The sequence below is a fragment of the Rhodococcus sp. Leaf247 genome, from assembly GCF_001426185.1.
Lineage (GTDB): Bacteria > Actinomycetota > Actinomycetes > Mycobacteriales > Mycobacteriaceae > Rhodococcoides.
Genome location: NZ_LMRP01000001.1, coordinates 1,817,622 through 1,840,412, shown reverse-complemented (window position 1 = coordinate 1,840,412; position 22,791 = coordinate 1,817,622). Strand labels below are relative to the sequence as shown.

Sequence of the window (22,791 nt, the reverse complement as noted above, 5' to 3'; positions counted from 1 at the left end):
TCAGAGCGCCGGTCCACGCACAGCGTCGTGGGCCGGCGGATCTGTGTCGTCGGAAAGCCTGTCGCGCAGCGACTCCGAGTTCAACAGCAGGTTGAGCACGACCGCGCACAGCGCACCCGCACTGATGCCGGAGTGGAAGATGGTCTGGAACCAGTCGGGGAACTTGTCGTAGAGGTCGGGGGAGACGGTCGGAAGCAGGCCGACTCCGACGGCGACAGCCACGACGAGGATGTTGGTGTTGTTGAACCGCACCTGTGCCAGCGTCCTGACTCCGCTCGCGGCGACCATGCCGAACAGGGCGATGCCGGCGCCGCCGAGCACGGGTAGCGGTACCCCTTCCACCACGGCGCCGAGCTTCGGTAGCAAACCGAGGAGGATCAAGATGCCGCCGGCGAACGTGGCGACGTGCCGGGTCTTGACCCCCGTGATCGCGACGAGGCCCACGTTCTGTGCGAATGCGGTGTACGGGAACGTGTTGAAGATGCCGCCGAGCATCGTCGACAATCCGTCCGCTCGGAGTCCGTCGGCCAGGCGGCGAGGCGGAACCTTCTTGTCGACGATCTCGCCGACAGCGATGATGTCGCCCGTGGTCTCGGTCATGATGACCAGCGCCACGATGCACATGGTGATGATCGCGCTGATCTCGAACGTCGGGAATCCGAAGTGGAACGGCGTGGTCACGCCCACCCAGTCCTGGTCGGCCACTCCACTGAAATCGGTGAGGCCGAACGGGATCGAGATGATCGTGCCGATGACGAGGCCGAGCAGGATGGACAGGCGTTTTGCCGGTGCGGGCCCGAAACGTTCGATCAGCAGAATGATCAGCAAGGTCAGCGCGCCCATGCCGATGTACTTCGGTTCACCGAAGTCGTCCGCACCGGTGCCGCCGCCGAACCATCCCGCCGCGACCGGCATCAGCGAGAGCCCGATGATCAGGATGACCGTTCCGGTGACCAACGGCGGAAACAGATGCAGGAGCTTCGCGAACACCGGAGCCAACGCCATCATGAAGATTCCGGAGGCGATCACGGAACCGTAGATGGCGGTGACGCCGTACTGCGAGCCGATCGCGATCATCGGTGTCACCGCGGCGAACGTGCATCCCTGCATCAGCGGTAGCCGCACGCCGAATCGCCAGAAACCCACCGCCTGGATCAGCGTGGCGATTCCCGCCACGAACAGATCCGCGGTGATCAGGTACGGGAGATCGCTCGACTGCAGTTCGCCCGCAGCGACGAGAGCACTGCCGACGATCAGCGGGACGGCGACCGCACCCGCGTACATCGCGAGCACGTGCTGCAGGCCCAGCGGCGCCAGCACGGACAGAGGCGGGATGTCGTCGACCGGATGTGTGCCCGCTCGACCCCGTGTGAACTTCGACAACGACACCATGGGAACAGTGTCGGCGCCGTCGGTTTCGTTTGCCGTGTTTCCCGGTTTCCGGATCGTTACGAGTGGACGACCCGAGGTCAGGAAGCGCCGAGGACGTGCTGCACCGTTCGTGGTTCGCGGCCGAGGAGCGCTGCCAGCAAGGGATCCGTCGCAGCGAAGCCTCCCTGGTGGGCGGCCTGGAATATCCCGAGCGTGAAGCGCGCCATGAATTCGTTCGTTCCTTCTGCGACGCGCGCCGCGACCCACTGCTCCTCTCCGACCACCTCGAGGGAGATCTCGCGGCCCACGGAGGCGGATGCGAGGGCGACGACTTCCTCGAACGTGAGCGCGTCCCGCGCCGTCACCGTCGCAGGTCCATCGATACCGTCCGCCGAGGCAAGGATGACGGCGGCCGCCTCCGCGGAGTCCTCCCTCGCGGTCCACGACACTGCGCCGTCGACGGGGATGGAGACGACGCCGGTGTCGCGCCAGTCGCCCATCACGAGGTCCAGGCTGTGCGCGTAGAAGCCGTTCCGCAGGGCCGTCCACGGCACTCCGCAGGCGGCGAGTGCAGTCTCGGTGGCCGCGTGATCACGTGCCGGGCGGAAGGGGCTGTCGGCAGCGGCTCCCTGATGGCTCGTGTAGAGGATGCGTCCGACACCGGCCGCCACTGCCGCGTCGATTGCCCTGGTGTGCAGCGCAACGGCGTCGGCACCGGGGTCGCTCGAGGACACGAGAAGTACCTGGTCGGCGCCGGCGAACGCCGTGGACAGCGACGACGGATCGGCATAGTCGGCGTGTCGCACCTCGACGCCGACATCTGCGAAACGGCGTGCCCGGGCGGTGTCGCGCACGGCGACGGCGATGTCGGACGCCGGAAGGCGCTCGAGCAGGTGGTCCACGGTGGCACCGTTGAGTGCCCCGGTTGCTCCGGTGACGACGATCATAAGTTCTCCTGTTATCGACGATATCAATATCAGCGTAGCACCGGAAACACGGTGGTATCACGGTCTTGTTATCGTTGCTACGTGGCAGACGCGCGTACGACACCCCGAGACGGCACGAGGTCGAGAATCGTCGACGTCGCAGCGAACCTGCTGCAGGAACGAGGTCGATCCGCGGTGACGACCCGTGGTGTCGCCGATGCTGCGGGGGTGCAGGCACCCACGATCTATCGCCTGTTCGGCGACAAGGAGGGTCTCCTCGACGCCGTCGCCGAACACGTCATGGCGACCTACGTGACATCGAAGGCGGTCGCTGTCGATTCCGAGATAGCAGGCGAGGGCGACCCTGTCGACGATCTCCGCGCGGGATGGCGTGCACAGATCGACTTCGGACTCGCCAATCCCACCTTGTTCGCCCTCCTCAGCGATCCCTTGCGCGGGCGAGAGTCTCCGGCAGCCCGACAGGGTCTGTCGATTCTCGCGGCGCGAGTGCACCGTGTCGCCCGCGCCGGGCGGCTGTCCGTGAGCGAGAAGCGAGCAGTCGACATCGTCCACGCGGCAGGCACGGGTGCAGTTCTGACCATTCTCGCGACGCCGCCCGCCGACCGTGACCGGGGTCTCGCCGACGACTTGTTCGACGCCGTGATCCGCCACATCGTCGTCGACACCCCCGCGCGGTCGGAACCGTCGGTGGTCACGTCCGCGATCGAATTACGCTCTGCTGCTCACGATTTCGATGCCCTCACGGCATCGGAGCGCGCCCTCCTGATCGAATGGCTCGATCGGATCTCGGCACCGCGGTGAGGTTGCGACCTCAGGTACTCCCGGCCGCGCCGCCGCCCCCGCCTGCTCCGCCGCCGGACACCGTGGCGGAGCTGCCACTGCTCGACGCGAACACCGACGAGAAGACCGCCCAGTTCATCAGCGCGGGGTCGGCTGCGTAGCCGGCGGGTGAGGTGAACGCGCGCAGGGACGTTCCGCCGTCCGTGGCCGCCTCGAGTCGCTTCGCGAACACCGAACCGAGGCCCAGCGCCACGATGTCCGGGAGTGCAGCGTCGAGATCGACGACGGCGTCGTCGTCCTTCGCCGCCTGCTTCAGTCCGTCGCGGTAGGCCTCCCACGGGCGGGCCGCGTCGAGTCCCGCGACCGAGAAGCCGGAGTACGCGACGGCCATGACGAGTCCCGTGAGAAACAGAATCGCGCCGGGGATCGCGGCGACCAGCATGACGAGCGCGCCGGAGGCGGCGACGACGCCCCCGCCCACCATCACCAGACCGCCGAGCACCGCGAGTCCGGCAAGGCTCCACCGTGGGCGGGCTGTCCCGTGCTGCTTCCACCCGTTCGTCTCCAGCACGGCATCGACGACGCCCTTCGTCGTGCCGTGGCCCTGGCCGATCTTCGCCAGCGCAATGCTCGACACGACGTCACCGTCGGCCTTCTCGGACAGCATCGACCAGACGGCGTCCTGCACGTCGCCGCGCACCTTGCCGCGGTCGAGCAGCCTGACGTGGGCCTTGGACTTGCTGCCGAACTTCCCGGATGCCGGGTCGGCCTCGATGCTCAGTGCGTCGGCCGCGGCGAGAGCGAGCACGGTCGCCGGCACAGCACTCGCCTGCGCTCCGCGGTGGACCAGGGCGGTCGCGACGGCGGGATCGGTGTCGCGGTCGGGTCGATACGTCGTCGGGGGCTGCGCGGAAACCGTCGGCCGCGGGCGGCGACGGTAGATCGACCAGGCACCGGCCATGCCGAGGAGAACGACCGCCAGACCGGTCCACGGCAGCCAGGTCGATCCCGGCCCGTCCGCGAACTCGTCCAGCGCCGTCACCGGAGGCCCGGATCGGATGGACGACTGCAGACGGTCGATGCCGTTCGTCAGACTGCCGGCGACATCACCGTCGCGCAGCGGCGGAATCAGCGCGTCCTCGATGATCGCTTCCTGCTCGTCTCCGGGAACGTTGCCGTCGTCGAAGGTCGATCCGAGGAAGATGCCTGCACGTGCCTTGTCGACCGTGCCGGGCTCCCGATTGATCAGGATGGCACCGGCGGTGTCCTGCTCGACACCCGCCGCCGCCACCCACGCCTGCTGCAGCGCTTCCACCTGATCGAGGGTGTCGTCGGAGTCGGCGTCGAGTTCCCGCACGTAGGCGATGACGTCGGCTCCGGTGTCCGACCTGACCTCGTAGAGTTGCCGCTCGAGACGCTCCGACTGCGCCGCGTCGAGGGAGTATCCCGTGCTGTCGTAGACGCGTTGTCCCGCGGTGAGACCGTCGAACTGCAGATCCTGCGTCGACGAGCTGTCCGAACAGCCGACGAGACCGAATGCTGCTGTCGCCGAGATGACCAGAACCGCGAGCCGGGTGCGTCTCATGGGGTCATGATAGGCAGACTTCGCGGTCCGTTACCCCCGCTGAGTGGATATCAACGATTGTCGACGGCCTCTGCCAACTCGCGCAGACGCGGCAGCGCGCGGTCGGTCAGCAACTGCTCACGGGTCTCCGCGGACACCGCCATGCTGTCCTTCCACAGGGATCGGCCCGCCATCGCGCCGCTGGCGCCGTTGGCGACCGCGGTGCGGACCTGCTCGATGAAGGTCTCGTGATCGACACCGGCCGACAGCACGGCCCAGGGAACACCGTTCGCGGCGGCGGTCACCGCGGCGCAGGCCTCGGCCGACCCCGGGTACTGCAGCTTGAGCACCTTCGCGCCGCACTCGACGGAGATGCGTGCCGACTCCGCGACGAGGGACGGGAAACGCTCCGCGTAGTCGACGGCGGATTCGCCCTCGAGGCGGTAGGTCAGGATCTCGACGATCAGCAGCAAACCCTCCGCCGAGCATGCCTTGACCAGCTCGGCGATCTCCTGGCCGACGCGGGAATCCGCGGTCTGGCGGTCAGGTCGCATGTACCACAACATCTTTGCGACGTCGCCGCCCAGATCGCGGACCACGCGCGGTGTCACACCGTCGACGAAGCGGGTGAACTTGAGGCCGTCCACGGTCTCGAATCCCGAGGCGTCCATACCGACCACGAGTGCGGTGTCACGGGAGAGTGTGCCCTCGTCGACGACGCGGGGGAGTGCCACCTCGGGATCGAGAAGGATCGCGGGGGCGTGGTTGCCCAGGTACTTCACCAGATCGCCCTTGGCGTCGGCGAGTTGGTCCTTCGAGATCGAGTCGGGGCCGTCCGGAGCGTCGTTCATGACGGCCTTCATGCCGTTGCGCTGGTCGCCGGCGACGATCAGCATGTTGCCGTTCGCCGTGGAGATGGCGGCCATGCCGCGTCGTTCCAGGGTGGTGAGGTCGTTCATGTGTGAGCTCCTGTCGGTGGTGCGAGGTGGGGTCGAAGTGCTCGAATCGAGCAGTCTGGAAGCGAAAAGTGCTGCGCCGTAGGCGGTGTCCTGGGCGCGGCCCGACGTGGTGATGTCGGGGAGGACGGCAGCGCGAGCGGTGCGGACGCACGTCATGCTCGCCCAGCCGCCTGTGAGGATGCTCCTCCGCGCCGGCGGGACCTCACGGTCCAGCGCCTCCACGAGCAGGGCCACCTCGTCGTTGCCGTGCAGCAGCACGGCCCGGAACAGCTCGGCAGCATCGACGCCGTCGGTACGGATGGTCAGCGACAGCACGCCGTCGTCGTTCCGGGCACCGGAGACCGCGATACCGCCCTCGGCGATCGCGCTCTCCGACGGGAGTGCCTGGACGCGGGCGTCCAGCGCGTCGCGTCCGGCGCGGTCGTTGATGTCGCACAACTGAAGTGCGCGCCGCATGAGCAGGCCCGACTTCACCCCTGCCACGAGCACGTACTTACCGGGAACGACATGACGAACGGTGTCGATCAGATGCTCGGCCAACCGTGCACGGCTCGACGCGGGCAGTGGCTCGTCGAGCACGCGGAGCAACACCTCCGCCGTGCCCATCGACACGAGGTAGGTGTCACTGTCGAGCGTCCCACCGGAGATCGCCGAGACGAGGTGATCGTGACCTGCGACGGTCAGTGCTGCACCGTTCACGGCGTCGGGAACCCATGGCGCGTCGGCAATTCCGAGCGCTGCACCGGCTGCGGTGAGCGGCGGGAGGAAGGACGGCTCGATGCCCAGGTAGGCGAACATGTCGAGCCAGGGAGCGCCCGTGTCCTGGTCGAGCAGGCCGGTGCGGGACGCCAACGAGTACTCGCTGATCACGTCACCGCCGAGGGCGGCGACGACGAAGGCAGGCAGGTCGAGCCACCGCAGACCGGCGAGGTCGAGTCCCCGGTCGCGGAGATGGAGAATCTTGGCGACGGACACCTGCACTCCGAGCGGGATTCCCGTGACACCGGCGAAGGCGTCCCGCAGGGTCGCAGGAACGGCGGCCACCTGTTCCCCACCACGCGGGTCGAACCAGGCGAAGGCGGGCGCGACGACCTGCAGGTCGGAATCGACCAGGAACCCGGTCTCGCCCATTCCCGACACGGCTATCGCGGCGAGGCGTGCATCGGAGTCGCCGGTGGCCTCGGGCAGACGTCGGGCGACCACGTCGAGCAGCCGACGGACCGTGTCCAGCAGGTCGCCTGCGGTCATGTCGGTCGTACCGCCGGGACCGTGGCTCCAGGGCGTCGGGAGTTGCTCGATCAGGACCTCGTCACCCGACGCGTCGCTGACGAGGATCTTGATTCCGGTGCTGCCGAGGTCCAGACCTGCGACGAGTGTGGTGCTCACGGGCGGTACCGCTTTCGGGCGAGGGGAGTCTGTCGGTGTTCGGGGAGCAGGTGTGACGTGCGCTCGACGACCGTGGTCTCGGCGACGTCGGAGATCGGTTCGAGGGTGGGGTCGTCGAACAACCTCAGCAGGCGGTCGACGGCGAGAGACCCGATCTCGTAGGGGTTCTGGTCGATGCAGGTGACCGGCGGATCGACGGCATCGGCCAGCGCGAAGCTGCCGAACGACACCATCGCGACATCCGTCCGCTCGATCTCGTGCAACAGCGAGACGACGGCGCCGGCATGGCGTGCGTTCGAGACGAACAGCGCGGTCGGTGGATCGGGCAGCGCGAGGAGATCGCGGACAACGGGACGCGCTGCGTCCGGTGACGGGAGAACGTCGGGGGCGAGCGCGGCATCACCCGCGATCCCGTGGTCCGTCATCGCGTCGAGGTAGGCATCGCGGCGGCGACGGGCCGTCTGCAACCGCGCGTCGAACCCGACCAGTGCGACGCGGCGGTGACCTGCGTCGAGAAGCACCTGGACCGCTCGGCGAGCCGCCGCGTAGTCGTCGACGGTGACGGAATGGAAGCCGGGAACGGAGCGGTCGACGGTGACCACCGGCAGCGTTCGACGGCGGGGTGTCAAGAACGCGCTGTGGTCACCGACGGGGGCCAGCACGATGCCCCGCACGTGCTGTCCGGCCAGGCGCTCGAGCTGGGCCAGTTCGCGCTCGGGGTCGAAGCCGGAACTGCTGACCATGACGCCCATGCCGTGCTCGAGTGCGCGTTCCTCGACGGCGCGCACCAGGGAGGCGAAGAAGATGTCGTCGATCGAGTCGACGACGATGCCGATGGTCGTGCCCGAGCCGGACTTGAGCGACCGTGCCGCGGAGTTCGGCACGTAGTTCAGTTCCGCCACAGCAGCTTCCACGCGCTCACGGAGTTCGGGCAGCACGGTGTCCACTCCGTTGACCACGCGTGAGACGGTCTTGAAGCTCACGCCGGCCAAGGCGGCGACATCCTTGATGCTGGCCCGGTGGGTCACGTGGGGACTCTCTCGACGAGGGGAGGAAGCGGTGAGACGCTGGTGCGAGACAACGTTGTCTCCTATGATCGACATCGTGCCCACCTCCTGTCAAGACGCAGTCGCCGAACGGCCTCCCCATGTGGTGATCGCCGGCGCCGCCGGGAGTGGGAAAACCACCCTCGGAACGGCGCTCGCTCGGGAGCTGGGTGCACCGCTGCTGGATCTGGACACGCTCACGACACCGTTGCTGGACGCCCTCGATCCGCTTCTGCCGGGCGAGCACTGGAATGCGCACGGTCCCGTCACCGACACCGTGCGGCGGGGCCGCTACGCCGTGATGCTCGGTGCTGCCGCGGATCTGACGACGGTCGGAGTTCGCGGTGTTCTCGTCGCACCGTTCACGCGTGAGTTGCGGGGCGGCCAGGAGTGGGCAGAACTCGTCGCTGCTCTCGCGCCGACACCCGTCGTCGTAGTGCATGTCGACGGACCGGACGAACTGCTCTCGCGTCGGCGTGCCGGCCGTGGATTGGATCGGGACATTCATCGTGCCGCGCTCGCATCCGACCCCGTCCAGGTGCCGCACCTCCGTGTCGACGCCTCGCTGACCACCGCGCAGCAGGTGTACCGCGTCCGGCGGTCACTGGGCTCGCGAGACCCGATCATCGACCGCCGCAGCGTCATCGGCTCCACCTTCGACGCGGTTCTGTTCGACCTGGACGGCACGTTGGCCGACTCGACCGCCGCCGTCGCTCGGAGTTGGGACCGCGTCGGTTCCGAATACGGGTTCGACGTCGACGACATCGCGCACGGCATGACCGCTGCCGCGTCGATGACACTGCTTCTCGGTTCCGACGTCGGCCCTACCGCAGCGCTGCGGCTCGGCGAGATCGAGACCGAGGACGTTCTCGACGTCGTCCCGACGCCGGGTGCGCGCGCATTCCTCGAGTCGATCCCGCCGCAGGTCTGCGCGATCGTCACCTCCGGATCACCGAGCGTGGCAGGTGCCCGCCTGACGGCCGCGTCGATTCCGGCACCGGCGACGGTCGTGACGTCGGCCGACGTGACCCACGGCAAGCCGGATCCCGAGCCCTACCTCGCGGCCGCTCGGCGACTCGGCGTCCACCCGTCACGGTGCCTCGTCGTCGAGGACGCCCCGGCGGGGGTGCAGTCCGCTCGATCGGCGGGATGCACGGTGATCGGCGTCTCGGGCACCTGTGATCCCGCGGTGCTGGACGCCGATCTGCACGTGGACGCGCTCGATCAGCTCCGCGTCGAGGTGGGCCCCGGCGGAATCACTCTGCTGCCGAACACGACTCCCGCTCGATGAGCTCCACGGACATGACGTTGCGGCGACGGTACCGACGCCGTGGATTGTCGATCCGCCCGAGCAACCGGTCGATCGCCATCCGACCCAGCTCGGTCGGATTCTGATCGATCACGGTGACGGCGGGGCACAACGCGTCGGCAAGCGGGAAGTCGCCGAACGCCACGTACGCCGGGCGGCGCGCACCGAGAGACTGCAGGGCGGGGATGCAGGCCATTGCAGTGCGGGCGTTGGACAGGAAGAGCGCGGTCGGCGGGTGCGCACCGGCCATCAAGGCCTCGATCGCCTCGTGTGCACGGGGTCTGTCGAGGACACCGGTGACGACCAGATCGTCGTCATAGCCGATGCCGTTGTCCGACAGCGCGTCCCGGTATCCGTTCAGGCGGTTGAACGCCGTGGTGATCTCGAGGTCGTCGCCGACGAGTGCGATCCGTCGGTGCCCCTTGCCCAGAAGATGGGTCGTCGCCGTGTGCGCGCCACCGTGGTCGTCGTCGACGAAGGTGTCGGCGGTGATACCGGTCGGCGCTCGGTCGACGAAGACGGTCGGGGTGCGTTCGACCCACCGCTTCAGATACGACTGATCGGTGCCGATAGGGGCGATCACCAGTCCACTCAACTGACGTCGCAACAGAGACTCGACTTGCGCACTCTCGATCGAGGCATCGTGGCCGAGGCTGGTCATGATCACGGCCATCCCCTGGACTCGGGCACGGTCCTCGACCGCGCGGGCGATGGAGGAGAAGAAGGGATCGTCGATGTCGGGTACGGCGACGCCGATGGCTCCCGACTGCCCCGTTCTGAAGGACGTCGCGATCGCGTTGGGGACGTAGTTCAGCGATTCGAGGGCCGCGATGACGCGTGCTCGAGTGGCGGGGTCGACGTGCGGATCGTCGTTGTAGACACGAGAGACGGTCTTGGCGCTGACGTTCGCCAGGGTTGCGACGTCCTGCATGGTGGTCATGCATTCACCTTCCGATAGTCGACGAGCTCAGCGACTGGTGTATCCGCCGTCGACGGGGAGCGACACTCCGGTGATCATGGACGCGTCGTCGCTGAGCAAGAAGGCGATCGGTGCGGCGATCTCCTTCTCGGTGGCCCAGCGACCCAGCGGCATCTGTGCCAGGAACGGTCCCTCGATCTCCGGCCGTCCCCAGTAGAACGCGGACATCTCCGTCATGACGACGGTGGGATTGACGCTGTTCACGCGGATGCCGTGCGGTCCCAGCTCGAGCGCGGAGACCCGAGTGATGTTGTCCAGCGCGGCTTTCGAGGAACCGTAGGAGACGTGGCCGGGCAGGGCGGCGAGACTGGCCTGGCTGGAGACGTTGACGATCGCGCCGCGTCCTGCGGCGATCATGGCCGGTGCCGCGTACTTGATCACCAGCAGGCTGCCGCGGGCGTTGATCGAGATGACCTTGTCGAAGATGTCGATGTCGGTGTCCTGCGGCGTGGCGATCTCGCCGCCGAATCCGCCGCAGTTGACGACGCCGTAGAGATCGAGGCCGGTCAGCGCGTCACGGATGCTGTCCTCGGAGGTGAGGTCGAAGGGGAGGGGACGTGCACCCGTCTCGTCCGCCAAGGCGCCGAGTACCTCCTCGTTCCGGCCGGACGCGATGACGTCCGCACCGTCGGCGACGAGTCTGCGAACGGTGGCGGCGCCGATGCCTCCGCTGGCTCCGGTGACCAGGATGGTGCGGCCGTCGAACTGCGACATGGGAATCTGCCTTCGTCGTCGTGTCTGTTGAGTGTCACCGATGACATGGACCGAGTGGTCGGGTCCTGATGACATCGATGACACGGACCGTACCGACAGCGCGTCACGTATGCGCGTCAATCGGCAAAAATGGTGTTGATCTGCATCGATAGGGGCACCTCACCGTTCATCCTCGCGTCCGTGACGGGCCTTCCGATTCCCGCCATGTCATCGATGACATGAATTTTGTGGAAACGCGTGACAGTCCGAGTTGCGTGGGTCACACTGATCCGCAACGCGATGCCGATACGGGCTCTCGCGGACGCAGTCACCGGGGACAGCACGCGAGAGGACGGGGGTCGGACATGTGCGCAGCATCGAACAGTGACGCACCGAGTTCACAGCAGCGCCGACTCACACCCGGGAACGTCGCGGACATGGTCGAGACCATGGCAGCGACACTGCGCCAGGACCTCGGTCGTCGCCGGATCGTGGGCGTCACCGGTGCGCCGGGCGCGGGCAAGTCGACGTTCTGCGCTCGGCTGACCGCAGCCCTCGGAGACGACGCAGTACTGGTGGGTATGGACGCGTTCCACCTCGCCGACGAGGAACTGACGAGGCTGGGCCGGCGGGAGCGCAAGGGCGCGCCCGACACCTTCGACGTCGACGGCTACGTGAACCTGCTCCGCCGATTGCGGTCGCAGACCACCGAGACGGTGTACGCACCGCGGTTCGACAGATCTCTGGAAGCAGCGATCGGCGGCGCCGTCGCGGTGTCCCCGTCCACGCCGCTGGTGATCACCGAGGGCAACTACCTGTTGCTGGACGACCTGTCGGCCGGCGGTTTCCGGTGGAGCGACGTGCGGCCGGAGCTGGACGAGGTCTGGTACCTCGACGTCCCGGCATCGGCACGTGCGGACCGGCTGGTGGCTCGGCACGAATCGCACGGCAAATCCCACCACGACGCCTACCGCTGGACCCACGACGTCGACCTCCGCAACGCCGAGATCATCACTGCTGCATCACCTCGCGCCGACCTCGTCATCGAGGTACCGGACGATCCACGACTCGCCGCGCACGGCGACGTCGACACGCCAGGCCACACCGAACAACACGAGGAGCTCCGATGAGCAACGCCCACGACGGCGCGACGCCCGTCCTCGAAGCGCGCGGGCTGTCCCGCAGCTTCGGTAACGTGCGCGCGCTCGACAATGCCGACTTCGAGATCTACGCGGGCGAGGTGGTCGCACTCATCGGTGACAACGGCGCCGGCAAGTCGACGATGGTCAAGGCTCTGTCGGGCAGCCTGGCACTGGACTCCGGAGAGATCCTCTACAACGGATCTCCGGTCGACCTGAACAGCCCCACTGCTGCAGCCGATCTGGGCATCGAGACCGTCTTCCAGGACCTCGCACTGGCGCCGCACCTCAACGCGGCCCAGAACATGTTCCTGGGCCGCGAGATCCCCGCCGCGGGCATCCTCGGTCGCCTGGGATTCCTGAACACTGCCGCGATGCGGACGAAGTCGCGCGAAGCGCTCGACGAGCTCGGTGCCACCGTCCGCAGCCTCACCGACCCGGTGGGTGCGATGTCCGGTGGTCAGCAGCAGGCCATCGCCATCGCGCGAGCGGTGGCGTGGGCCAAGGGAGTCGTCTTCCTCGACGAGCCGACGGCCGCCCTCGGAGTGGTGCAGACCCGCAATGTTCTCGACACCATCCGACGTGTCGCGGACAAGGGTGTCGCGGTGGTGTTCATCAGCCACTCGATGCCGCACGTCATGGAGGTCGCGGACCGCGTCCAGGTGCTTCGCCTGGGCAGCCGCGTCGCGACGCTCGATGCCAAGAACACGAACATGGAAGCACTCGTCGGGGCGATGACCGGCGCGACGGTGGGAGCCGCGAAATGAGCAATCAGACGTTGTCGAAATCAGCGGGCTCCTCGGCCCCGGATCCCAAGTCGAACGGTGGTTCGTTCGACCTGCGGAGCACCCTCGCGGGGCTGGCCCGCGTCCAGGTGTTCCAGATCGTGCTCGTTCTCCTCGCGATCAGCATCCTGTTCTCGATCCTCGCGCCGAACAGCTTCCCCGAGTGGGGCAACATCCGGCAGATCATCCAGAACGTGTCCATCCTGGCCGTACTCGGCATCGGTATGACGTTCGTGATCGTCACCAGCGGCATCGATCTCTCCATCGGTTCCGTTCTCGTCTTCTCCGGTGTGGTCGCGGCCAAGACGATGCGCGCCGTCGGTGGTGACGGGTGGAGCGTCGCGGTGATCGGCATCGTCGTCGCGGTCGCCTGCGGCCTCGCGTGGGGGTTGCTGAACGGTTTCCTGATCGGCATCGCGAACGTGCCGCCCCTGATCGCGACGCTCGGAACCCTCGGCGGCGCACTGGGTCTGGCCCAGGTGATCACCGGCGGCGTCGACATCCGCGACGTGCCCCCGGTGCTGGTCGACACCATCGGCTACGGCAACCTGCCCGCCACCACCATTCCCCTGATCTCCGTCATCGCGCTGGTGTTCGTGGTGATCTTCGGTATCGTGTTGCACCGCACCAAGTTCGGACTGCACACCTTCGCCGTCGGGTCCAAGGAGCAGTCGGCCCGCCGCGTCGGAATCAAGGTGGATCTCCACCTGATCAAGGTCTACGCGTTGTCCGGCACGCTCGCCGGTCTCGCCGGCATCCTGTCCCTGTCGCAGTACGGCACCACGGCCATCGCCGGCCAGTCGCAGACCAACCTCAACGTCATCGCCGCGGTCGTCATCGGTGGCACCAGCCTCTTCGGCGGTGTGGGCACCATGTTCGGCACCGTCATCGGACTCTTCATTCCCGCCGTGCTCCAGAACGGCTTCGTCATCGTCGGCGTGCAGCCCTTCTGGCAGCAGGTCGCCGTCGGCGCGGTTCTCATCGCGGCTGTCTACTTCGATCAACGCCGTCGAGCCGCCGCCACCCGCGGTGCGTCGACATCCTCTCTCAAACGGTTGTGGGCTCGAAACCCCTGATTCCGCAGCTCATCCCAGATCCACCTCCCTGACGAACAATCCTAGAAAGAACCCGGTACCCATGCGTACATCCAGGACCGTCGCCGCAGCCGCTCTGGCCGCCGCGTCACTCTCCACGTTCGTGCTCGCCGGCTGCTCGTCCGATTCGGGCGGCGGCGGTGACAAGAAGCTGGCTTTCATCCAGGGCGTCAGCGGCGACGAGTTCTATATCAGCATGCAGTGCGGCATCCAGGACGCCGCCGAGGCCGCCGGATACACCGTCGACGTGCAGGGTCCGGCGAAGTTCGACCCCACGCTGCAGAAGCCGATCGTCGACTCCGTCGTCGCCTCCCGTCCGGCGGCCATCCTCATCGCCCCGACCGACGTGTCCGCCATGCAGGCGCCGCTCGATGCCGCGGCGCAGGCAGGGATCAAGGTCGTCCTCGTCGACACGACCCTCGAGGACCCGTCCAAGGCCGTGTCGGCGATCTCGTCGGACAACGTCGGCGGCGGCGCCGAGGCGTTCAAGGCCATCGAGCAGCTGAACCCGCAGGGCGGCAAGGTCATCGTCATCTCGACCGACCCGGGTGTCTCCACCACCGACGCCCGCGTCAAGGGCTTCGAGGACGCCGCCGCGGAGAACTCGAGCTTCCAGTACCTCGGCGTGCAGTACAGCCACAACGACCCGGCAGAAGCCGCCCGTCTGATCTCCGCGGCCATCGCCAAGGATCCCGACATCGTCGGTGTCTTCGCGACCAACACGTTCGCGGCGGAGGGCACGGCCACCGGTGTCCGTCAGACCGGCAAGCAGGACCAGGTCAAGATCGTCGGGTTCGACGCCGGCCCCGCTCAGGTGAAGCAGCTCCGCGAGGGCACCGTGCAGGCGCTCATCGCTCAGCAGCCCGCGACCATCGGCACCGACGGAGTGGAGCAGGCCGTCGCCTCACTCGAGGACAAGGCCACCGAGAAGGACATCTCGACCGGCTTCCACGTCATCACCGCGGACACCATCGACGGTGACGGCGCGCAGTACGTCTACAAGTCGGCCTGCTGACCCGACACGTCCCCTCAGCTGCGGTGGTGCTCCCGACGAGTCGCCGGTTTTCTTCCGGCACCCGGGAGTGCCACCGCTTTCCACTCTCCCCCTTCGAAAGTTGTCGTGCGACGTGACTGTCTCCATCAGCGACGCAGTGTCGTCGCCGCCGGCCGGCACTGCCGTTCCTCGGTACGACCGCACCGGTGACTGCGGCATCGTGCACTTCGGTGTCGGAGCCTTCCATCGCGCCCACGAAGCCATGTACGTGGACCGGCTGCTCGCCGCAGGCCACCACGGATGGTCGATCTGCGGTGTGGGTGTGATGGCGGCGGATGCGGCGCAGCGGGACGCATCCGTGAGCCAGGACCACCTCTACACGCTGACGACGGTGGACCCCGACGGCAGCGTCGACACGCGAATCATCGGCTCGATCTCTCGGTACCTGTTCGCCCCGGACGACCCCGACGCGGTGATCGACGTCCTGGTGGCGCCGACGACTCACATCGTGTCGCTGACCATCACGGAGTCGGGCTACGGCATCGACGACGCGACCGGAGCCTTCGATCCGCGCGACGCGGCGACTCTGCACGATCTGGCCTCCCTCGACATCCCCGAGAGCGTGTTCGGCTTCCTCACGGTCGCACTGCGTCGCCGACGCGACGACGGCACGGCTCCCTTCACGGTGATGTCGTGCGACAACATCGTCGGCAACGGCGCCGTGGCGAGGGCTGCTCTGGTGTCCTTCGCTCGTCGCCATGACGCCGAACTCGCGGACTGGATCGACGACTCGGTGGCGTTCCCGAGCTCGATGGTCGACCGCATCACTCCTGCCACGTCACCTGCGGTGGCGGAGTCGGTGCGTCGTCGCACGGGTATCGACGATGCGTGGCCGGTGCGATCGGAGTCCTTCGCGCAGTGGGTCCTCGAGGACGACTTCTCGGACGGTCGGCCACCGTTCGACGAGGTCGGTGTGCAGGTGGTTCCCGACGTGGTGCCGTACGAGCGCATGAAGCTGCGGCTGCTCAACGCCTCGCATCAGATGCTCGGCTACGTCGGCATTCTCGCCGGCGTGGTCCACGTCCACGAGGTGATGCAGGATCCCGACCTCGGAGCGTTCGTCGAGTCCTTCATGCGACACGAGTCGCGGCCCACGGTCGGAGAGGTACCGGGCGTCGACCTCGACGAGTACATCGACGAACTCGTCCGCCGATTCGGCTCGCTCGCCGTCCAGGACACGGTGGCGCGGCAGGTCGTGGACGCGACATCTCGCATCCCGAAGTTCGTTCTCCCCGTCGTGCGGGACAGGCTGCGGGACGACTTGTCCATCGACCATGCAGCCTTGATGCTCGCGGCGTGGTGCGCATGCATCGAAGGGGGAGTGGCGCTGCCCGACCGGGCGGCGGATCAGCTCTGCGCACTGGCGAGGGCCGACCACGACAGCCCCGGCGCATTCCTGGCCCAACCTGACGTCTTCGGGGACCTGACGACGAGCGTGCGGCTTCGCGTGGCGTACCAGCGCGCGAAGCGTCGCCTCCAGGACAACGGCCCGATAGGGGCGGTCCGGCTGCTGGTGGCCTCCTCGGTCTGACGACGGACCCACGACCTCGTCGTCTCGAAGGACTGCACCCGCGGTCCTGCATCGGGACGTCGCCTCCGTGCCGACCTCGAGCGGACGTGATAGAACTATGCATAACGAGGTTCTGTACCTCGCAACGGCTCGTGCACCACGCCTCGATCACCGGCCATGCACCTCACTCGGGTCGACGCGCGTGCTCGCAGTGCTCGGTCGTTCCTCGACGGAAGGCGTCACATGTCCAGCGAAGTACGCAGTGAATTCGCCCCGCACGGTCCCAGCGTCGACGCGCTGATCGCGTTGGCGAGTACCCCGGGCGCGGAGTCGTATCTCGCACCCGAGGACATCGACTACAGGTCGTGGAATCACGTGGGTGACCCGTTGTGCGAGGCACTGATTCACGTGATGCGCGAACGCAAACTGATGGGTGGCGACATCTATGCGAACGCCAGAGAACTCGAACGAGAGGGCAATTCGGAGGCCGTCGCCTTCTTCGCCGACGTCGAGGCCGTTCCGAGCTGGCTCGACGTCGATTCCCTCAGGGTGGGTGCGCGGATGGGACGCCGCAATCCGCTGGGCATGTTGTTCGGGATCCACGGGGCCTTGCCCATGACCTACCTGGATCCGGCCACCGCGGAGGTGATGTCGTCGACCGGTCGCCTGGCCGGCGGAGGCGACTTCCGACGCCGTTTCTGGGAGACGGCAACAGGTTTCGTCGGAGCACTCGACGTGGACGGGATGTTGCCGGGTGGTGATCGGTGGATCATGTGGGTACGAATCAGGTTCATGCACACCATGATCCGGCTGGGAATCCACCGCAGCGCGAGGTGGCCCCGATACGAATCGGGAACGCCGATCAGTCAGATGGCCACTGCCGGTGCGACGTACATCTTCGGGCAGTACCGGGTCAACATCATGGAGTATTTCGGGGGAAAGGTGACCCCCGACGAACGCGACGGCTTCGCGCTGATGTGGCGCTGGGTGTCGCGCATCGAGGGTGCGAACAATCAACTGCTCGGGCGAGACCACGCCGAGGAGATGGCGATCCAGATGCGGATCCACGAGACGCTGCTCGGTGAGAGTGACAAGATGAAGACCTTGATGCGCGACGTCGTCGACGGCACAGCGTCGATGGCCGCTTTCGGGAAGTCGACATGGTTGAACCATGCGGTGGCGCGGCAGGTTCTGAAGCCGTCCATGATCGCCACGCACCCCGGTGGCGATGCTCGGGACGCGTTGGGCCTCGAGGCACGGCCCACGGCGGAGGCGGTGGTGCGACTGGGGGCGGGCGCGATACGAGCAGTGAGTTCGGTGACGAGGCTTCCGGGAGTGCGCCGTATCGCCGAAGAGGGCGGTTTCCGGCTGTTGGAGAGCTCGCTGGAACGCGGACTCGACGGCGTCCGAGCCGACTATCGCGGAACGGCGGTGGCGGGACGACCGACCGACGAGTGACGACGTCGTCGGCATCCATCGCGGCGCAGCAGCGCACGCAGGATGCCGACGACGTCGCCGTCGATGTCCGGTCCGAGAGTCAGGCCGACGCTGTGTCGTACGGCGACGGCTTGTTCTGCCGCGCCCACGTCTTCTCCGCGTCCGAGAACGGCGGCGGTGGTGTCATGCCGTCGATCATCCAGCTCTTGAAGAGTCCTTCCACAACCGCTGTCTCCCAGCGCAGCCCACGATCGTCGACGAACGGTCGGATGATCCCGGCGAAGCTCTCTCGCATCAACGAATACAGGTCGTCCTCGGTCATCGTCGTGCCGAGCTTCTCGGACAGCTCGTCCATGTTGCGGGCGACATGAACCACCTCGATCAGGACGAAATCGTCTGTCGGTTCACCCCCGAGGAAGAAGTTCTCGGGATCGAATTCATGGAAGACGACGCTGGTGTAGAACTTCGGCAACCCGACGACGTCCAGGTAGAACGACGTGATGCTGTCGGCGAACGCCTTCTTGTCGTCGGCGGTGTACACATTCTTCGCGGTCCTGATGTTCCAGAGCGGCATGCTTTCTCCTGTGGGTCGGTTCGATTCCAAGGTTCGACTCGCACACCGAACTCGCCCGCCCCCTCGCGGGCGAGTTCGGTGTTGTCGATCCTCCGGGCTGATCTCGCCGTGGTGCGTATTCTCAGCTGTCGGCTGTCACGCTCGAGTCCACGAGTTCGATGCGTACCGGGACATTCTTGTGCCACGGATTTCCGAAGAACTTGTCACGTCGCGTGACCGTGGTCAGCGTGTTGAGCGGCACCCCGACCACGGTGTCTCCGTTCTCTCCCGGGTAGGAGACACCCATGCCGTTGGGCAACGACACGTGTCCGGGTTGCATCATGTCGCTGATCTCCACCGTCGTTGTCGCGATGCCCGTCTCGGTGATCAGACGCACGACATCACCTGTATCGACAGCGAGATCAGCGGCGTCCTGCGGGCTCATGCGCAACGCCCCATCTTTGTCGCGTCGACGCCACTCGGGGTCGCGAATGATGACGTTCGCAGTGAATGCCCGTCGCTCACCCGCCGACAGGATGAACGGAAACTCCTCGCTGGTGTAGCACGGTTCCTCGGCGTCGAGCAGGCGTAGCTCGTCCATGAGCTCCGGGATCGCGACGTGGATCTTCTTGTCCTCGTGGCGAATGTAGGACCAGGCGTCGGAGTAGCGATCCTCGGTGAAGATCACGCCCTCGCGGCGATCACGGATCGCTTCGAACAGCTTTTCGCCCTGTCCTTCACCGTCGTGGGTGAACCCAGCCCGCCGTACCGCGTCGGGCTGTGCAATGGCTGCGAGATGGGCAAAACTCCAGACGAGTGATTGTGCCTCGTCTCCCGGAGCGAATGTTGCGCCCAATGTGCGGTAGACGAGGTACGGCACGATTCCGGCGAGTTCGGGCTTCTGCTCGATCGTCGAGAACAGCGCGAGGCTGTAGGCGGATCGACCCACCCGCGCGGACGCCGTCAACGACGCGATGATGCCCGGATCCACGAGGTCGAGCCTGTCCATCAGAGCGGCGTAGATCTCCGGCTCCGATCGGGTGCCCGGCATCGGCGGCATCAAGGGGTGACGCATCTGAAAGGTGTTGTGCGGGAAGTGCAAAGTGAACAGTGACGCCTCGTACTTCTCGAACTGACTGGCTGCTGGCAGCACGTAGTCCGCAGCCCTGGCGGTCTCGGTCAGGGCGACATCGATGACGACGGTGAGGTCGAGGCTGCGCATCGCCTGCCGGAAGCGCTCCGAATCGGCCAACGAATGCAAGGGATTCGACGATTCGATGAACATCGCACGAAACCGATCCGGGTGATCGGTCAGAATCTCGTCCGCGATGGAGTTGGCCGGGATCAAGCCGGCCATGATGCGCGCGCCGGTCACCGGGGTCACTCCGGCATCACGGTCCACGTTGCCGGCGAGTCGTGCTATCGGATCGGCCGCTGCCACCGACACCGACGGGAAGAAGAAGTGCAACGCGGATCGGGCAACGTTCTCGGCCACCTTCCCGGAGGTCGCATGCCCGTCGAGGCGAGAGAAGACCGCGCGCATCGCGGCAGCGCCGTGACGCATCGACTGGAGTCCGACAGCGCGTCGCGCCCCGGAGAACCGCACCGGCTCGTCCCGTTCGATGGGGAACCACGGCCCTGCGAGCGGAAAGATCCACGAGTGGATGTGCATGCCGCCGGGCTTGGCGAAGTTGCCGGTCAACACCCAGAGCATCTTCTGCAGATAAGAGCATACGGTGCTGTTGGGGGACTGCTGGATACCCAGATCCTCGTACGTGGCGACACTCTTCGCTCGCGCGATGCGGCGGGCGGCTGCACGAATGTCGTCCTCGGGCACACCGCATCGTCGGGCGTAGTCGGTGATGTCGATGTCGCGGAACAGCTGCAGAACTTCGTCGACCCCGACCGCATGGGTGTTCAGCCACTCCGACGCGATCAGGTTTTCCTGTACGAGGGTGGCGTCGAGGGCGCCGAGACACCAGACGTCGGTCCCGGGCTTGATCTGCAGGTGATGGTCCGCCATCGCTGCGGTCTCGCTCTTCCGGGGATCGATCACGATGATCGCCCGGTCGGGGTCGCGCGCCAATTCCTTCAAGGTGGGTCGGGCCCGGGCCATGCCGTGCGACTGCCACGGGTTCTTGCCGATGAACACGGCAACTTCGGAGTTCTCGAAGTCGCCCGCCGTGTGGGCGCCGTACAGGTGCTTGTCGACGTACGCTTCGCTGGTCTTCTCCTGGCCGAGGGCGTTCGACATGTACTTGCCGCCCACGCCGTTGAACAGCGCGCGGCCGTATCCGCCACCGAGGTGGTTGCCCTGACCACCGCCACCGTAGAAGAAGATTCGCTCACCGCCGTGTTCGTCCCGCACGGCAGCCAGTCGAGCGGCGATCTCGTCGAGGGCTGTGTCCCAACTGATCTCCTCGAACGTGCCGTCGGGACGTCGGCGCAGCGGGCTGTCGATCCGGTGGGCGCCGTTCTGATAGCGATCGAGACGTAGCGGCTTCTCGCAGCTGTATCCCTGTGAGTTGGGATGGTCCTTGTCGCCTCGGATCTTGGTCAGCGCCCGGCCCTCGAGCAGTACCTCGATGCCACAATTGCACTCGCACAGAATGCATGCGGTCTTCTGCCAGTCGGCTGGTGTCGCGTCCTGCGTCATGTCGGTGATCCCTTCGCGTCGTGTGAGCGATCGTACATAACAAAGTCATGTACGGGGGGATCCGATCGGAGGTCCGACCGACTAGACGTGCGGACGATGGGTACGATGACCAGATGCATAACCTCATTATAAATTCGCGTCCCCTCCGAGTCGCCATCGTGGGAGCGGGGCCGGCCGGGATCTATGCGGCGGACGCGCTGATGAAGTCCGACACGGCCTCGGAGCGCGGCGTGTCGATCGATCTGTTCGAGCGGATGCCCGCGCCGTTCGGATTGATTCGCTACGGCGTGGCACCGGATCACCCGCGCATCAAGGGCATCATCACCGCCCTGCACAAGGTCCTCGACAAGCCGCAGGTCCGACTGCTGGGCAACGTCGACTTCGGCACCGACATCACCGTGGATGATCTCCGGTCGCTGTACGACGCGGTGATTTTCTCCACCGGTGCCACCGAGGACCGCGCGATGGACGTCCCCGGCATCGATCTCGACGGCTCCTTCGGTGCCGCGCAGTTCGTGGCCTGGTACGACGGACACCCCGACTTCTCTCGTACCTGGCCTCTGGAGGCGGAGAAGGTTGCCGTCATCGGCGTCGGCAATGTGGCGTTGGACGTCGCGCGGGTGCTCGCCAAGACCGCCGACGAGCTGCTGCCCACGGAGATCCCGCCGAACGTCTACGACGGGCTCGCGGCCAACAGAGCCGTCGAGGTGCACGTGTTCGGGCGTCGCGGCCCGGCCCAGGCCAAGTTCACGCCGCTCGAGTTGAAAGAGCTGGACCACTCCCCGACGATCGAGGTGATCGTCGACCCCGAGGACATCGAGTACGACGAGGGGTCCGCGGTCGCGCGACGCGCCTCCAAGATCACCGATCAGGTTGCCACGATCATCGAGAACTACGCGATCCGCGAACCCGGTGACCGTCCGCACAAGCTGTTTCTGCACTTCTTCGAATCAACCGTGGAGATCCTCGGCGCCGACGGCAAGGTCATCGGTCTGCGCACCGAACGCACCCGACTGGACGGGAGCGGCAACGTGACGCCAACCGGTGCGTTCACCGACTGGGAGGTCGGTGCGGTCTATCGCGCGGTCGGGTATCTGTCGGACGATCTGCCGGGGATCCCGTTCGACACCCGGGCCGGTGTCATCCCCAACGAGGCCGGACGCATCGTCGACGAGGGCACCCACCTGGCCGGGCTCTATACGACGGGCTGGGTCAAGCGGGGACCCATCGGCCTGATCGGGCACACCAAGGGCGACGCCAACGAGACCGTCGAGTGCATTCTCGACGACATGAGGGCCGAGTCGCTGAACACCCCGGCCACGCCGCAGGAATCCGCCGTTCTCGAGCTCCTGGAATCGCGCGACGTGCAGTTCACGACCTGGGACGGCTGGTATCGACTGGACGAACACGAACGCTCACTGGGCCGGGTCGAGGGCCGCGAACGCATCAAGGTCGTCGAGCGTGACGACATGCTCGCCGCCGCCGAACCCGACAAAGTTTCCGCCCGCCGACGTTCGTGACGGACAACC

The 22,791-nt window shown here is 66.7% G+C and carries 18 protein-coding genes; 9 read left to right on the top strand and 9 right to left on the bottom strand.

Translation table 11 applies throughout. From position 1 onward, the window contains the following. Together ASG64_RS08620 and ASG64_RS08615 are read right to left on the bottom strand one after the other, a co-directional pair. Positions 1-1,392, bottom strand: coding sequence for a nucleobase:cation symporter-2 family protein (locus ASG64_RS08620; RefSeq protein WP_082518233.1), 1,392 nt, complete (start codon positions 1,390-1,392; stop codon positions 1-3). A 77-nt stretch (positions 1,393-1,469) separates the two neighbouring features. Further along, on the bottom strand, positions 1,470-2,318 hold the full coding sequence (locus ASG64_RS08615) for an NmrA family NAD(P)-binding protein (RefSeq protein ID WP_056072076.1): 849 nt from the start codon (positions 2,316-2,318) through the stop codon (positions 1,470-1,472). An 81-nt stretch (positions 2,319-2,399) separates the two neighbouring features. On the opposite strand from ASG64_RS08615, the gene ASG64_RS08610 reads away from it, so the two are divergent. Next, positions 2,400-3,119 (top strand): TetR/AcrR family transcriptional regulator, encoded by a 720-nt coding sequence (locus ASG64_RS08610; protein WP_056072073.1) that lies wholly within the window; start codon positions 2,400-2,402, stop codon positions 3,117-3,119. Positions 3,120-3,129: 10 nt separating this feature from the next. On the opposite strand, the gene ASG64_RS08605 is transcribed toward ASG64_RS08610, so the two are convergent. The 3 genes from ASG64_RS08605 to ASG64_RS21565 are packed head-to-tail and all read right to left on the bottom strand — an operon-like array spanning position 3,130 to position 8,035. Continuing rightward, a complete protein-coding gene (locus tag ASG64_RS08605) occupies positions 3,130-4,683 on the bottom strand; it encodes a DUF2207 family protein (protein ID WP_056072070.1) in 1,554 nt (517 codons plus the stop codon). A 50-nt stretch (positions 4,684-4,733) separates the two neighbouring features. Next, the gene (locus ASG64_RS21890; protein WP_200933428.1) at positions 4,734-7,007 is read right to left on the bottom strand and encodes an FGGY family carbohydrate kinase; all 2,274 of its coding nucleotides are present in this window, start codon (positions 7,005-7,007) and stop codon (positions 4,734-4,736) included. After that, positions 7,004-8,035 (bottom strand): LacI family DNA-binding transcriptional regulator, encoded by a 1,032-nt coding sequence (locus ASG64_RS21565; protein WP_056072068.1) that lies wholly within the window; start codon positions 8,033-8,035, stop codon positions 7,004-7,006. Before ASG64_RS21565 ends, ASG64_RS21890 begins: the two co-directional genes overlap by 4 nt. Before the next feature lie 64 nt (positions 8,036-8,099). Between ASG64_RS21565 and ASG64_RS21205 the strand changes: the two genes are divergently transcribed. Continuing rightward, entirely contained in the window at positions 8,100-9,344 is a 1,245-nt protein-coding gene (locus ASG64_RS21205; RefSeq protein WP_162245379.1) for an HAD-IA family hydrolase, read from the top strand. On the opposite strand, the gene ASG64_RS08580 is transcribed toward ASG64_RS21205, so the two are convergent. Together ASG64_RS08580 and ASG64_RS08575 are read right to left on the bottom strand one after the other, a co-directional pair. Then, positions 9,310-10,302 (bottom strand): LacI family DNA-binding transcriptional regulator, encoded by a 993-nt coding sequence (locus tag ASG64_RS08580; protein ID WP_042575304.1) that lies wholly within the window; start codon positions 10,300-10,302, stop codon positions 9,310-9,312. The genes ASG64_RS21205 and ASG64_RS08580 overlap by 35 nt on opposite strands. A 27-nt stretch (positions 10,303-10,329) precedes the next feature. After that, positions 10,330-11,055, bottom strand: a complete 726-nt coding sequence (locus ASG64_RS08575) for an SDR family oxidoreductase (protein ID WP_042575303.1) — start codon at positions 11,053-11,055, stop codon at positions 10,330-10,332. Between the two features lie 344 nt (positions 11,056-11,399). On the opposite strand from ASG64_RS08575, the gene ASG64_RS08565 reads away from it, so the two are divergent. The 6 genes from ASG64_RS08565 to ASG64_RS08540 all read left to right on the top strand — a co-directional run bounded on the left by ASG64_RS08565 (position 11,400) and on the right by ASG64_RS08540 (position 18,074). Continuing rightward, positions 11,400-12,164, top strand: coding sequence for a nucleoside/nucleotide kinase family protein (locus tag ASG64_RS08565; protein ID WP_200933427.1), 765 nt, complete (start codon positions 11,400-11,402; stop codon positions 12,162-12,164). Next, on the top strand, positions 12,161-12,940 hold the full coding sequence (locus ASG64_RS08560) for an ATP-binding cassette domain-containing protein (protein WP_056072061.1): 780 nt from the start codon (positions 12,161-12,163) through the stop codon (positions 12,938-12,940). The genes ASG64_RS08565 and ASG64_RS08560 overlap by 4 nt, the downstream gene beginning before the upstream one ends. After that, positions 12,937-14,034 carry an ABC transporter permease gene (locus ASG64_RS08555; protein WP_042575300.1) on the top strand — a complete coding sequence of 366 codons (1,098 nt, stop codon included), beginning with the start codon at positions 12,937-12,939 and terminating at the stop codon, positions 14,032-14,034. The genes ASG64_RS08560 and ASG64_RS08555 overlap by 4 nt, the downstream gene beginning before the upstream one ends. Before the next feature lie 61 nt (positions 14,035-14,095). Continuing rightward, a complete protein-coding gene (locus ASG64_RS08550; RefSeq protein ID WP_082043138.1) occupies positions 14,096-15,067 on the top strand; it encodes an ABC transporter substrate-binding protein in 972 nt (323 codons plus the stop codon). A 112-nt stretch (positions 15,068-15,179) separates the two neighbouring features. Continuing rightward, the gene (locus tag ASG64_RS08545) at positions 15,180-16,637 is read left to right on the top strand and encodes a mannitol dehydrogenase family protein (protein WP_056072055.1); all 1,458 of its coding nucleotides are present in this window, start codon (positions 15,180-15,182) and stop codon (positions 16,635-16,637) included. A gap of 222 nt (positions 16,638-16,859) precedes the next feature. Then, positions 16,860-18,074, top strand: coding sequence for an oxygenase MpaB family protein (locus tag ASG64_RS08540; RefSeq protein WP_042575317.1), 1,215 nt, complete (start codon positions 16,860-16,862; stop codon positions 18,072-18,074). A gap of 79 nt (positions 18,075-18,153) precedes the next feature. Here ASG64_RS08540 and ASG64_RS08535 read toward each other — a convergent pair whose 3' ends face one another. Next, positions 18,154-18,627: a tautomerase family protein gene (locus tag ASG64_RS08535; protein ID WP_042575297.1), complete on the bottom strand. Its 474-nt coding sequence runs from the start codon at positions 18,625-18,627 to the stop codon at positions 18,154-18,156. A gap of 121 nt (positions 18,628-18,748) precedes the next feature. Further along, complete coding sequence (locus ASG64_RS08530; RefSeq protein ID WP_042575296.1) at positions 18,749-21,262, bottom strand: molybdopterin-dependent oxidoreductase; 2,514 nt, start codon at positions 21,260-21,262, stop codon at positions 18,749-18,751. Between the two features lie 113 nt (positions 21,263-21,375). Here ASG64_RS08530 and ASG64_RS08525 point away from each other — a divergent pair, with 113 nt between their 5' ends. Then, positions 21,376-22,782 carry an FAD-dependent oxidoreductase gene (locus ASG64_RS08525; RefSeq protein ID WP_056072052.1) on the top strand — a complete coding sequence of 469 codons (1,407 nt, stop codon included), beginning with the start codon at positions 21,376-21,378 and terminating at the stop codon, positions 22,780-22,782. Positions 22,783-22,791: the final 9 nt, after the last annotated feature.

Coding starts and splice junctions, on each gene's coding strand:
- ASG64_RS08620 (WP_082518233.1), bottom strand. CDS start 1,392: ATGGTGTCGTTGTCGAAGTTCACACGGGGTCGAGCGGGCACACATCCG.
- ASG64_RS08565 (WP_200933427.1), top strand. CDS start 11,400: ATGTGCGCAGCATCGAACAGTGACGCACCGAGTTCACAGCAGCGCCGA.
- ASG64_RS08530 (WP_042575296.1), bottom strand. CDS start 21,262: ATGACGCAGGACGCGACACCAGCCGACTGGCAGAAGACCGCATGCATT.
- ASG64_RS08580 (WP_042575304.1), bottom strand. CDS start 10,302: ATGACCACCATGCAGGACGTCGCAACCCTGGCGAACGTCAGCGCCAAG.
- ASG64_RS08560 (WP_056072061.1), top strand. CDS start 12,161: ATGAGCAACGCCCACGACGGCGCGACGCCCGTCCTCGAAGCGCGCGGG.
- ASG64_RS08575 (WP_042575303.1), bottom strand. CDS start 11,055: ATGTCGCAGTTCGACGGCCGCACCATCCTGGTCACCGGAGCCAGCGGA.
- ASG64_RS08615 (WP_056072076.1), bottom strand. CDS start 2,318: ATGATCGTCGTCACCGGAGCAACCGGGGCACTCAACGGTGCCACCGTG.
- ASG64_RS08605 (WP_056072070.1), bottom strand. CDS start 4,683: ATGAGACGCACCCGGCTCGCGGTTCTGGTCATCTCGGCGACAGCAGCA.
- ASG64_RS08540 (WP_042575317.1), top strand. CDS start 16,860: ATGTCCAGCGAAGTACGCAGTGAATTCGCCCCGCACGGTCCCAGCGTC.
- ASG64_RS08525 (WP_056072052.1), top strand. CDS start 21,376: ATGCATAACCTCATTATAAATTCGCGTCCCCTCCGAGTCGCCATCGTG.
- ASG64_RS21205 (WP_162245379.1), top strand. CDS start 8,100: ATGATCGACATCGTGCCCACCTCCTGTCAAGACGCAGTCGCCGAACGG.
- ASG64_RS08555 (WP_042575300.1), top strand. CDS start 12,937: ATGAGCAATCAGACGTTGTCGAAATCAGCGGGCTCCTCGGCCCCGGAT.
- ASG64_RS08550 (WP_082043138.1), top strand. CDS start 14,096: ATGCGTACATCCAGGACCGTCGCCGCAGCCGCTCTGGCCGCCGCGTCA.
- ASG64_RS08535 (WP_042575297.1), bottom strand. CDS start 18,627: ATGCCGCTCTGGAACATCAGGACCGCGAAGAATGTGTACACCGCCGAC.